Raw genomic sequence first — 11,804 nt, 5'->3', positions numbered from 1 at the left:
GCGACCTTCAGGATCTCGGGGCAGACGAAGCAGGCCTTGCCGGTGGCGTTGCAACGCCATCTCCGTTGACGCAACGACTCGCAAGAAAAAGGAAATATGCCATTGGACAGTCATGCAGGCCCGACCCGAAGTGAGGACTCCGCGGCTGATTTCGTTGAAGCCTTGCAGAAAGGCCTCAAGAAGCGCGCATTGCAGGTATCCGACCATCCGGATTTTGATCCGGACGCCATGGACGGCCTACCACTGAGGGTCTCGATAGAACTCGGCTACACCGACATCGCTGCGCGCCTTCTCGATGCAGGTGCCGATCCGAACGCGGCCGCGGGAAAAAGAAAAAGCCCGATCGTCCTGGCGTTGGAAAATGAGTATTCCGACTTGGCCGAGCACATGTTGAGCAATGGCGCCGAGATTTCCATTCGGGATCAGAATGGCTGGACGCCACTCATCTGGGCAGCAATCAAAGGGCGCGAAAACGTCGTCGAGTTCCTGATCGACAAGGGCGCCGATATTCACGTTTGCAGCAATGACGGCTGGAACGCGATTACCGGAGCGTTCTTCAAGAACCATGTCAAAATCGTGCAACTTCTGACTGCGAATGGCGCGAAATTCGGTGAAAAATACCGCGAGGCCGCCCTGTTGTCAGCCTATGAACACGGCTCCACCGAAGTCGTGAAGTCCCTGATTTCGGATGGCGTCAGTGTGAATATCGGGACGGGCGATGGGGAACCGCTCCTCATTTTGGCCATCGCGCGTGGCGACCTCGCCATGCTCGATCTGATCCTGAGCGCTGGCGCGGACGTGAACATCCGCGACACCAAGGGCAATCCGGCCTTGGTGAGCGCGATCGTGAATGCGCAATACGCTGCGGCCGTCCAGCTTGTCGAACGCGGCGCTTCCGTGAATGTCAAAGGACCGAAGTGGGCCGCACTTCATGTCGCTGCATTGTGTGGTCGGTCGGACCTGTGCAAGATCCTGCTCGAGGCGGGTGCATCGATAGATCAGCTGGGAGACGCATCGCACACGGCATTGATGCTCGCCAGCCAAGAGCGGCATGTGGAAACGGTCAAACTGCTGCTCGAGCATGGCGCAGACCCCAATCGCAAAAACGCAAAGGGCCATACTCCATACGACGTCGCGGCTCCCACGTATGGGATGGCGACCCCTACCAAAGACGTTCTGAAGAAGTTCGGCGGTAAGTAATGGAAATTGTTCGTGATGATGTGTTCGATGCCGTCCGGCGTGGCTACGCGGAACTCGAATTCGCATCCGGGGACGAAATCACAGCCTATTTCGACGCCATCGAGACAACAGACATCCTGGGACATTCGAACCATATCAAGGGAATTCTGTTCGAGCAGCAATACGTGGACGCCCTCGAAACGAGCGGGATCGCCGCGAGCCTTTTCGAAACCACCAACCACCCCGGCACGGATGTCATGTTGTTCGGGGGTCTCGATGGCACGACGGAGATACAGCTGAAGGCCACGGATTCCGTCAGCTACGTGACCGGTGCGATGGAGGAGGATCCGGAGATCGCCTTCGCAGTAACCTCCGAGGTTGCCGCCCAGATGGGCTCCGAACTCGTCATCGATGCCGGGATCGAGAACGCCGCCTTGGAGAGCGCCGTCACGGACACTCTATTCGATGAAGCCGTATCGCCGTTCGGTGCACTTTCCCTGGTCCGGCTCCTGATCGGGTTGCCGTTTTAGTCGCCCTCCGGACAGGCCTGAAAGGACCCGCTCAGACGCCAAACCGCGGCCCAAAGGGTTGCATCGCAACGGCAAGTTTCCCCCGCGTCGCTGCTCGAAATGCTGGTCTGGGACCCGGTGCCTGCATGCAGCTTCGACCAACTCGGCATCCTTCCGCAAGGCGACCTCCGCCGTCCGGACCACGGCTTGTCGCGCGAGGCTGCTGATGGTGCTTGATCTGGTGCCCGAAGTACGCCACGACTCCGGGCACATCTTGGAGTCCGCCCGAAGCCGGTGCACGGTCGCATCGGAAATTCCTTTGGAATCAAAGGGACTTGGCTGCGCGGAGGGGCCCCTACCGCCGGAGCCAGTTTCTTCTTGAAAATGGCGATATATCAATAAACTAAGCGACATGGCGCTCCTCCCGGTACACATCTGGGTACACACGGAGCACACATGGGGCTAGTTTTGAAGCACGTAGCAAAGACCAAATCAGGCCGCTGGCAGTACCGACGGAGAGTTCCCAAAGAAGTCTCTCAGCACTTCGATTTTTGAGAATTTAAGCGCGTCCTTGGGGACACCGAGCGTGACGCTTTGAAGGTCTACCCTCAGTTCCACTCGGAAGTAGAACAGGCCATCGAGAAGGCCAAGCGTCAGGCTGGGCACGAGGCCGCTGCCGACCGCGGTGCACTGACCCAGCGCCAAGCCTTCGCTCTAGCCCGCGCCCGTGCCGCCATTCTTGCAAAAGACGCAATCGGCGCTTCAGACCAAGAAACCGCTGAAAAGCGGGAGGCCTTCATTGAGGCCCTGTCTGCCCCTTATAACCTTGATGACGAAACCCTTGATCCCCTCAACGTGACCGAGGTGGACCGCCTGACGATTAACATTCTGCGGAACGGTGCAGAGGCGACCAAGCGACCGGACCCGACCCTAGAAGACGCCATGAAGCTCTATCTCGCAGAGAAGCGAGGCACGCAGCCGTCAGACAGCTATAGCCGCGCAGAGGGACAGGTGAAGCGGTCTGTGGCGCTCACACAGGAGGCTCTGGGCCGTGACCCGGTACTGACAGAGCTGACCCGCGAAGAAGCCCGTTCGGTGCGCGATCACATGCTGGATCAGGTGAAGTCTGACGGGCAGCGGATCAGCCCGGAGTCAGTCCAGAAATATCTGAACCTGCTGCGGGCAGTCATCAACTTCGCAGCGACCGAGATGGATATTGCCGCGACCTTCAATAGCCCGTTCAACAAGCTCCCAATCCCACAGAGGAAGGTTGTCGGTAGCTCCGGCGATGGCGAAAAGCGATTGCCTCTATCCCCAGTGATCCTGAAAGCTGCGCACAAGCGGATCACCGGCAGCGCCCGGAGCGATCTCGCGCTGATTTGGCGGTTGCTGGCGGGGACCGGGTGCCGCCTGTCCGAAATCGTCGGGCTGCGCGTCGAGGACGTGGACACCAAAGGCGACCTGCCCCACATCAAGATTGTCTGGCATGAGAAACGGCGCGTGAAAACTCAGTCGTCTATCCGCCAAGTGCCTCTTGTGGGGGGCGCGCTGACAGCCGCTCAGGAGGCCCTAGAGGCCGCTGACGGAGCCGATATGCTGTTCCCTCGCTACGCCCGTGCACGTAGCTCAGAGGCGGTCTCTGCGGCGCTCATGAAGCACCTGCGAGCGATCACCCCGGACCCCCGGCATAGCCTTCACTCGCTGCGGCACAATATGAAGGATTGGCTGCGGGAAGCGGAAGTCTCGAAACAGGATCAAGACCTTATCTTAGGCCACGCTCAAGAGGACGTGGGGGACCGCGTGTATGGGGGCAACGTGGCGAGGTTGAAAGCCGCCACAAGGGCCATGAAGAAGGCCCTAGAGCTAAATCATCGGCGGTGAGGGGGAGCAAAGAATGAACGTTGAAAAACCACGCAAGAACAGCGACAGCTCGGATTGAGGGGATCACATAGGCATTGCCTTGTTCGTCGGCTTTCCAGGTGTCTTGCCATTCCTAGCCGGTGGCGGTGCCGAGACCTTTTATCGCGGACCCTAGGATGGCAGGGCCAACAAGGAGTGCGTTGCGGCGATTCGGGCGCTACTTGGGTCGAAGAACTTCCTAAGCTCGTCCATTGCTAGTGGCCTGTCAGGGGCCTTATACTTATTGAGAATTGCGCGCTGTCGGGCTACGGCTCCACACTGGCTGATGATGGAAAACATGCGAGCAGGTCCGCTTCGGACGTTCTCCGCATCGGCGGCGATGCAAGACAATATGCTATAGCTCGCCCCTCTCCCGGCCTAGCCTGGTGCCAGACAGTCCTGCCAAGCCCACCAGCCTAGCGTGGCCGCCCGTTCCCGTTCCTCGATGCTCCTACGAACAATGCTGGCAGCACTCCGGCGACCGTTTCCGCCGACCGCAACGAGGTTTTTGCGACGCAGGTCAAGACCGTCACCGTTCGCGTAGCTAACCTTTTTTCCGACGGAGAGGCCGAGGATAAGCCGGGCCAGATAGATTTTGCGGCCCGATTTACCAGAGCGTAGCGGTGCTTCGGTTTGAACATAGGAAAACCCGTTTGCATGGTTCGCGCACCAGAGACCGTCCGCGCCGCTGTCTCGAACCGACCAGTAGTCTTCTAACTCGACCAAGGCGTGGCAGTCATGGCGAGCGTTGAGCGGTACAAGATAGCAACTCACGCCGTCTTCATCGACATAGGGGGTGGGCCACCGTGCCTTGCGGCGTTGTTTCAGGTGCGCTGCGCGTTTGGGATGCAGATGGGCAGTAGCACGCTCGTCTGCCGCCGCCAGGCGTGTACATTCGCTCAAATTGAGCGGAAGGAAGCTGAACAGCTCGTTGATAGTGGGTAGGAAGCTTTTATTATGTTTCATTGACGGTCCTTTCGTTGTCGAGGAATGGGGGGGGGGGAGCCTTGTTCTCTGCAGCTCAGGAGGAGCTACCTGACCCCCGCTCTCCGCGTGGGGAGAGAGGACGAAGCGACCGAGCACGGCGCAGTCAGGGGCGTTACCAAAACGGCAGGAACAGGCTCTTCCAGCGCCGCGAAGGGCACCGGGAGGCAAATTTACTAGGGAGTCTCAGAGGCGTCTTACGGGCCTTCTGCGGAGCCGAGTATGGCCCCTACCGCATGTCATCCGGCCACTGCCGGTCCATGGCATGTTCATCAAGGTCTGTTTGTTCTGATGTATTGGGGCCGACCAAGTGCGCTTTCTGGCGCTGCTGGGCTTCCCATGTGTTCCACCACAGCACGCGCCCCTCCGGACACAAGACCACTTCACTGAGGTCATAATCGGTTGCTGCAGTGGACCGAGCGATCAAGGGCATTAAGGGCATTGCCGGTCGGCGGTCTGGTTATGCTGGCTGACGATAGGCTGCACCTCGAACAGGCTGTAGCTCAGACCGTCATAGGTGCTCCTTTCAGGGTTGTTGGCATAGGTGGATCAACAGCAGCCCTCAGAAGCCGATATAGGGAATATGTGACGGGGATGGCGGGGTGGCGGTGGCACCGGGTCATCATCGCTTGATCAGCTACCTCACGACCTAGCGCATCCATCAACAGTACAACCATGTATCACCGGAGAGGGCTTGGCTTCATCCAATGGAGTGCAATAATCACCAGCCCGCCCATCGGTGCTTGCTCATACGGTGAACCGCTACGGAGCTTCCGGCAGACCGGCTCGCGCGTGCACCCGCTCCGCAGCCTCGCCAATACCTACCGGCTGCACATCGGCCATCTTATAGGCCTCTCCGTTCGCGGACAGCGTTACAGAGGCGCACACGGCCACCTCAGATTGGCTCAGCGGCTTCCCGAGACCAACCCCTCATCCAAAGTGGGTAGCGAGGCAGTTGTTATGGGAGCCGAGATGATGGCTGAAGAGCGGGCCTTAGGTGAGCATACTCGGTAGTGTTCGTATTGACACCGGCTCGCTATGCCATCTAACATGAACGCTATAAGAACCTGAAATAATAAGTAAAAATCTAAATAGGGAGCATTCGAATAGACAGATCGAGTAAGGCAAGGGCAATGAACCAGCTGCAGAGGTTTCCTTCAATCTGAGCGGTTGCCTCGAAGTTCACCTCAACTTGAGTGATAGTCGAGGAAGATGAAGGCAGTACGGCAGTCCGGTAGATGTCGCCAGACGTCAAAAATCGCTGCCGCAACGGCCATGATTAGGTGTGTTCCAACTGATCCTCACCACGATTACCTCGCCATCCTCACGCCTTCTCTGCGGTTTCGCTGTTTAGAATCCGGTAGACGCTAGCTCTTCCGATCTCCAGCCGCTTGGCGATCTCGGTCCCGCCCACGCCCTCACGGTGCAACTTCAAGACCTCCTCTGCCTTGGCTCTAGCGGTCGCCTTCCGGCCCTTGTACTTTCCCGCCGCCTTGGCCTTGGCGATCCCTTCGCGCTGCCGCTCAAGCATGATCTCGCGCTCAAACTCAGCGACACCGCCCAGCACCGTCAGCATGAGCTTCCCCGTCGGGGTGCTGGTGTCGATCCCCATGTTGAGGATACGGAGCGCCGCGCCCCGGTCGGTCAGGGTGTCGAGGATTTCCAGCAGGTGGGCCACGGAGCGGGCCAGACGGTCCAACTTCGTCACCACTAGGGTGTCATCTTCCCGGACAAAGGACAGGGCCTCAGCGAGCCTCTCACGAGCCACCATATCCACCGACGAAACCTGCTCAATGAACAGCCGGTCACACCCTGCCGCCCTCAACTCCTGCTCCTGCCCCTCAAGACCCGCCTTCTGGTCCAGCGTCGAGGTCCGCGCATATCCAACTAGCATGTCTCATGCCTCCCGCATGTGTCTCACAATATCTTAGATGTGATAAGGCGATCTGTCCCAAATATTCAAGGGAATTCTTTTGGGACACATTACGGGGCAACCTGAGACGTCTCGCTAGAGCTTGCCCTGTAAGACAGTGAGGCGCGCTTGAGGTGATCGCGCGGAGAATTTCGGAAGGCCGCTTTGCGACGGCCTGAGGGGTGGCCTGATCGCCGGGAGACCAAAGGCCCCAGCCCAGACACAAAGCGCCGCCCCCACCGGGGGGGCCTTGCAGAGCATCAACTGTTGAGTTCGAGGCCTCTGATTTTTTTATTATTTATGCATCAGATACCTGACTATCCCATCCGCGGCACAATCTGATCGTTGTGGTAATTTATACTAGTGGTCGAAATTTTATGACCGGGAACTTCCCGTAGCTCTGAAGGATTCAGCGGGATGCACCCTAGATCCAACATGGCGTGATGATTAGGACAAACCACGATTATGTTTGACGGTATGTCAGGCCCTTTGTGAGGCCTACCCAATGGTATGACGTGATGAGCCTCAGCGTATGGGCGTCCATCCGTTAAGTGAATAGTCAATCCGCAAATCTGACATTCGCTGTGATGCAAGGCCTTTATCTTCCTCGCCATTTCTGTATCCCGAATAATGCGATTTACCGTCACCTCAGAGATTGGCGCTTCGGAAGCTCCGTCCTCTTCTGGTTCTGGCGGAGCTAAATCCGAAGCGCTCGGCTCAGGTTCCAGCTGGCTTCGCAGCCCCCATACGCCCTTGCCGACACCATGGACACTAAAGAATAAATTCCGATCCCCGCGCCAATTACTCGAGTCAGAGGAGTTGTATTCTAGCTCCTTACGCACGACTGCTTCAATTGAACCGGGCATCGTATCTCCGCTCGAAAGGCGAACCGAGCGGACCTCAACATAAAGGTCTTTCAGAGTTGCTACGCCCCCCAAGTTTCCCAAAGCCGTTTCGACAGATTTCCACCAATACAAATTCATTCTCCCAATGCTTTTCTAACTTTAGCAAGGGTTCTCATCTCGGAACAGCGGCTATTGCCTATCCGGTCCCTAGCAACTAGGTGTGAGTACACAAATCCCCCACCCCCGGCACACACGCCGGGCAATCGGATCGGGGCGCATCTTGCGCAAAGCATTGATATTAAGGCATTTGAGGCCAGTCCGATCAAGTTTGATTTGACCACACCTCGCCTACCGCCGGAGCCAAATTCCCCAAGTTAACTTAGAGGGTTACAAGAAAGCCCCCCATAGGGGCTTCTTTTGTTTCGCTTGAAATCGCCACCGAGTCGCCACCGTTCTCGATATTGAACATGAAGGGGCATCCGTCTCAACAACGATCCACCTCGCGCTATCGACGGAAAGTCGTTTTGTTCAGAAGTCCCGAGCACTGGCACGGAGGGAATCCCGCAACTACAAATAAGACGAGGCTCCCGCGAGCCACGAAGGGGCAACCTACAAGGTAGAGTTAAGCAACTTGGCATCGGAAGCACGCCTAATCGTTCGATCCCGGATGATCACACAAGGCCTCGGCGATCGGCCCCTTTCATGAAAAGATCGGTCCTGAGGGAGTGCGGTGGACTAGAATACAGTCCGGAGGACTATTTTCCCGCCAAACGGGACGGCGTGCGACCATGTTGAGCCATCTTCATAAGCAGGCCACGGCGACGCCGAAGGTTTGGACCGCAATTCAAGCCAGCGATGACGCCGGTACGGTTCTCGCAGCGTGCTTCGGAGTGAGCTACCCCCCCCCTCGAAATTCGGACACTGACATAAGCTACGATTTGCAGTCTGCTGATCTTCGATGAGAAGGAAATCAGAGATGTCGAAACGCAAGCAGCACGCGCCTGAGTTCAAGGCGAAGGTTGCGCTGGAAGCCCAAAAAGGCGAGGAGACGGCCGCCGAGCTGGCAAGCCGGCTTGGGATGCATCCGACGATGATCCATCAATGGAAGCGAGCCCTGCTCGAAGGCGCGTCCGGCGTGTTCGAGCGCGGGAGCCGCAGGAAGCCGGAGATCAACGAGGAGCAGGTGGAGGAGCTCCATGCCAAGAACGGGGAGCTGGGGGTGGCCAACTCTTTTTTGGAACGAAAGCTGAAGCCCTGGGGCGGGACGTGAGGCGCGACATGATCGAGCCTGACCACCCGGACCTGTCGATCGGCCAGCAGTGCAAACTGCTGTCGATCGCACGCTCGTCTTTCTACTACACCTCCAAGGGCGAGTTTGAGCAGAACCTCGGCCTGATGCGGCAGATCGACGAGCAGTTCCTGGAGACCCCGTTCTTTGGCGTCCGGCAAATGACCTGGCATCTGCGTAACGACGGACATCTGGTGAACGAGAAGCGCATCCGGCGGCTGATGCGCCTGATGGGGTTGCTGCCGATTTACCAGAAGCCCAACACGAGCAGGCCGGTGAAGGGGCACAAGACCTATCCCTACCTGCTGAGAGGGCTGCCGGTGGAACGTTCGAACCAGGTCTGGTGCTTGGATATCACCTACCTGCCCATGCGGCGCGGGTTCCTCTACCTCGTGGCGATCATGGTCTGGCATACCCGCAAGGTTCCGTCCTGGCGGATCTCAAACACGCTGGAGGCCGACTTCTGTGTCGAGGCGCTGAACGAGGCCATCCACAAGTTCGGCCCGCCAGAGATAATGAATACAGATCAGGGATCCCAGTTCACGTCCTTTGCCTGGACGGATCGGCTCCGCGGGTCCAGCGTGCGCATATCGATGGATGGGAAGGGCCGGTTCCTCGACAACATCTTCATCGAGAGGCTGTGGCGCACTCTTAAATACGAGTGCGTCTACCTGCATGCCTGGGAGACCGGTTCGGAGACAAAGGCGGCCATCCGGAAACGGATGACCTTCTACAACCACCAGCGCCCGCATTCAGCCCTGGGCGGCCAACCTCCGGCGCTGGTCTACTGGCAGAGAAATGATATCAACCAACCCGATCAGCAGGTGCAACGAGTAGCTTATTTTTCTCCAGATCCTGTCCAAGCTATGGGGAGTAGCTCACCCTTGGTTTGCCTGATGGCTCAGGATCACCCTCTTGCTGGCGAAGAGCGCATCACGTTGGAGCAGGTCGCCAGACATCCAATGATTGGTTACGGAACTTATGCCATCCAACAGCGGATGATCGACGGCATGTTCACGGACCGCGGTTTGACCCCAGATTAACAGGCTCGCTGCCGTCTGATGAATACGGCTTGCGCATTTGTGCAAGAAAGGATCGGACTCATCCTTCTGGATCAATTCACGATCTTCGGTGGGGTGCCCGTGGGCACGCGAGTAGCGTTATTGGATAGCGATTTTACGTTTCCACTCAATGTACTGACATTCAAGGAGGCGCCTCTTTCGCGGACTTCTGACGCATTCCTGTCGCAAATAAGGCATGTGCTGTGACCTGCCCCCTGTTGGTCCCTCGTTCATAATGAGAGTCTGCAGGTTGGATTTGGGTATTCTGGTTCCCCGCCTGGCGCAAGCGCGCCGGGCGCGGAGCCCTCAAATTGCGCAAGTGCGCGGCGCGCTTGCTGTGGCGTCTGGTTGCCCAAGGATGAGTGTGGCCTGACCGTGTTATAGTCGTAGCGCCACAGGGCCAGCTTGCGCCGCGCATCATTCAGGCTGTCGAATATCTCCTCGTTCAGCAGCTCGTCCCTGAGGCTGCCGTTGAAGCTCTCGATGAAGGCATGCTGCTGCGGTTTGCCCGGATCGATGTAGTGCCACGGCACGGTGGTCTCGTCGGCCCATTTCAGGATGGCCCGACTGGTGAACTCCGTCCCATTGTCACTGACAATGCAGCCGGGCTTGCCGTAAAGCCGGATCAGGGCACTGAGTTCCCGGGCGACCCTTGCGCCGGACAGGCTGGTGTCAGCGACAAGACACAGGCATTCCCGAGTGCAGTCATCTATCACCGCCAGGATCCGGAACTTCCGCGAGGCGCCGAAGCTGTCGGATACGAAGTCCAGCGACCAACGAGCATTAGGATACGCCGCAACTGGCATCGGCACTCTGGTGCCACGCGCCCGTTTCCGGCCTCGCCGTCGCTTCACGGACAAACCCTCTTCCCGGTAGATCCGGTAAAGCTTCTTGTGGTTCATGGTCATGCCCTTGCGCTCCAGCAGCACGCCGATCCGGCGGTAGCCGAACCTGCGCCTTTTGGCGGCGATCTCCTGCATCTCCTTGCGGATCTCGGCACAGTCCGGCGGGCGTTCACGCCGGACTGTCTTTGGATCGACACCAACCAGCTTGCAGGCTCTGCGCTGCGAGATGTCATGATCCCGCATCACCCGGAGCGCCGCATCTCGCCGCTTGATCAATGTCGTCAGTTCTTTCCCAGCAGGTCTTTCAGGACAACGTTGTCGAGCATGGTGTCGGCCAACAGGCGTTTGAGTTTGGCATTCTCGTCTTCGAGGGCCTTCAGCCTTGCCGCCTCGGACACTTCCATTCCCCCATATTTGGACTTGAGCTTGTAGAACGTCGCTGTGCTCAGCCCGTGCCTGCGGCATACCTCCGCTGTCGGCATCCCTGCTTCCTGTTCCTTGATCATCCCGATGATCTGGTACGGGGCTTACGCGGCCCCACTGGGGCCACGGTCCCCTTAACCGGTGAAACGGCTCTTTCTCATGTGTCTGCTCCTTCAGAGTTGGCGCAGACTCTACATTAAGGTGAGGGATTTCGCGGGGGGCAGGTCACCCCTACCGGTCCCCCAGTTTCCGCAATGCGGCTAGAGAAAGCAGACCCTCGTGTCGCCCCGCGGCAACGAAAGCAATAACGTCAGTCGCCGCCATGAACCTTGAGATCAATTTAATGCAGCTTGGATAGTTTCTGTGCTGACTTCACGCAGTTACCTATTGCGTTCAGGACGGCTGCTTTATGGTCGTGATTAATCTCCAAGGCCAGAAAACCCGGGGAAGTGAGGCTGGTAGTGCTCGACAGGACTGGGGAGAGTTTGGTCAAGCGGGCGTTTCTCTGCGCTCTCGAGACTGCCGCGGCTACCGCTTAATCCAGCATCTTGAGCGCCCCATCTTCGCCCAACCTCTCTGAGAGAGCTTCAAGCATGAAGGCGGCATAGGCGGCACAAAGGGCACCTTCGCCTTTACCGTCCCAGAGATCCAGGAGACTGCACCCGATCAGTTGAGCAATACTCCAGGGATCGTTCGTCGGCAGGGCGATATGATCGAGAAATTGGTTTAGCCATGGCGAAGTATCCTTACGTCCCCATTCGAACTGCGTCGTGTCTCGGTAGACGCTGACGTATCGGTAGTTTCCCTCCAGCATTGCTCCGAGAGCATCAGAATACACTTCCTGAGAAACCGTGCCCGC

The 11,804-nt window shown here is 58.0% G+C and carries 9 protein-coding genes and 1 pseudogene; 5 read left to right on the top strand and 5 right to left on the bottom strand.

The window, feature by feature from the left end:
* Positions 1-102 precede the first annotated feature (102 nt).
* From CBW24_RS08615 to CBW24_RS08605, 3 genes are all read left to right on the top strand, one after another.
* A complete protein-coding gene (locus tag CBW24_RS08615) occupies positions 103-1,200 on the top strand; it encodes an ankyrin repeat domain-containing protein (RefSeq protein ID WP_198405156.1) in 1,098 nt (365 codons plus the stop codon).
* Entirely contained in the window at positions 1,200-1,709 is a 510-nt protein-coding gene (locus CBW24_RS08610; RefSeq protein ID WP_097373337.1) for a hypothetical protein, read from the top strand. Before CBW24_RS08615 ends, CBW24_RS08610 begins: the two co-directional genes overlap by 1 nt.
* A 573-nt stretch (positions 1,710-2,282) precedes the next feature.
* Positions 2,283-3,569 carry a tyrosine-type recombinase/integrase gene (locus CBW24_RS08605; protein WP_097373336.1) on the top strand — a complete coding sequence of 429 codons (1,287 nt, stop codon included), beginning with the start codon at positions 2,283-2,285 and terminating at the stop codon, positions 3,567-3,569.
* A gap of 396 nt (positions 3,570-3,965) precedes the next feature.
* Here CBW24_RS08605 and CBW24_RS18355 read toward each other — a convergent pair whose 3' ends face one another.
* The 3 genes from CBW24_RS18355 to CBW24_RS18825 form a co-directional block, all read right to left on the bottom strand.
* Positions 3,966-4,553, bottom strand: a complete 588-nt coding sequence (locus CBW24_RS18355; RefSeq protein WP_157773166.1) for a hypothetical protein — start codon at positions 4,551-4,553, stop codon at positions 3,966-3,968.
* Positions 4,554-5,895: 1,342 nt separating this feature from the next.
* Positions 5,896-6,465, bottom strand: a complete 570-nt coding sequence (locus CBW24_RS08590; RefSeq protein ID WP_097373333.1) for a recombinase family protein — start codon at positions 6,463-6,465, stop codon at positions 5,896-5,898.
* Positions 6,466-6,800: 335 nt separating this feature from the next.
* Positions 6,801-7,097, bottom strand: a complete 297-nt coding sequence (locus CBW24_RS18825; protein WP_408636698.1) for an HNH endonuclease — start codon at positions 7,095-7,097, stop codon at positions 6,801-6,803.
* Positions 7,098-8,286: 1,189 nt separating this feature from the next.
* On the opposite strand from CBW24_RS18825, the pseudogene CBW24_RS08580 reads away from it, so the two are divergent.
* Positions 8,287-9,413 (top strand): annotated as a pseudogene (locus CBW24_RS08580) (IS3 family transposase); the annotation flags it as partial.
* Positions 9,414-9,482: 69 nt separating this feature from the next.
* Positions 9,483-9,659, top strand: a complete 177-nt coding sequence (locus tag CBW24_RS18625) for a LysR substrate-binding domain-containing protein (protein WP_269779769.1) — start codon at positions 9,483-9,485, stop codon at positions 9,657-9,659.
* Positions 9,660-9,907: 248 nt separating this feature from the next.
* Here the strand turns inward: CBW24_RS18625 and CBW24_RS08575 are convergent.
* Together CBW24_RS08575 and CBW24_RS08570 are read right to left on the bottom strand one after the other, a co-directional pair.
* Positions 9,908-11,028, bottom strand: a protein-coding gene (locus CBW24_RS08575; protein ID WP_232529626.1) for an IS3 family transposase whose coding sequence is annotated in 2 segments (ribosomal slippage) — positions 9,908-10,818 and positions 10,818-11,028 — 1,122 coding nt in all. Because the reading frame shifts where the segments join, the coding sequence is not laid out codon by codon here.
* Between the two features lie 452 nt (positions 11,029-11,480).
* A complete protein-coding gene (locus CBW24_RS08570) occupies positions 11,481-11,783 on the bottom strand; it encodes a hypothetical protein (RefSeq protein ID WP_198405155.1) in 303 nt (100 codons plus the stop codon).
* Between the last annotated feature and the right edge of the window lie 21 nt (positions 11,784-11,804).

Source organism: Pacificitalea manganoxidans (genome assembly GCF_002504165.1).
In the GTDB taxonomy this organism is placed as follows: domain Bacteria; phylum Pseudomonadota; class Alphaproteobacteria; order Rhodobacterales; family Rhodobacteraceae; genus Pacificitalea; species Pacificitalea manganoxidans.
The sequence above is the reverse complement of the archived record's forward strand: the minus strand, read 5'-3'. Positions and strand labels throughout refer to the sequence as shown.

Bases quoted from the DNA above. Each gene is read 5' to 3' on its own strand.
- CBW24_RS18625 (WP_269779769.1), top strand. From the start codon at position 9,483: ATGGGGAGTAGCTCACCCTTGGTTTGCCTGATGGCTCAGGATCACCCT.
- CBW24_RS08590 (WP_097373333.1), bottom strand. From the start codon at position 6,465: ATGCTAGTTGGATATGCGCGGACCTCGACGCTGGACCAGAAGGCGGGT.
- CBW24_RS18825 (WP_408636698.1), bottom strand. From the start codon at position 7,097: ATGGCGAGGAAGATAAAGGCCTTGCATCACAGCGAATGTCAGATTTGC.
- CBW24_RS08610 (WP_097373337.1), top strand. From the start codon at position 1,200: ATGGAAATTGTTCGTGATGATGTGTTCGATGCCGTCCGGCGTGGCTAC.
- CBW24_RS18355 (WP_157773166.1), bottom strand. From the start codon at position 4,553: ATGAAACATAATAAAAGCTTCCTACCCACTATCAACGAGCTGTTCAGC.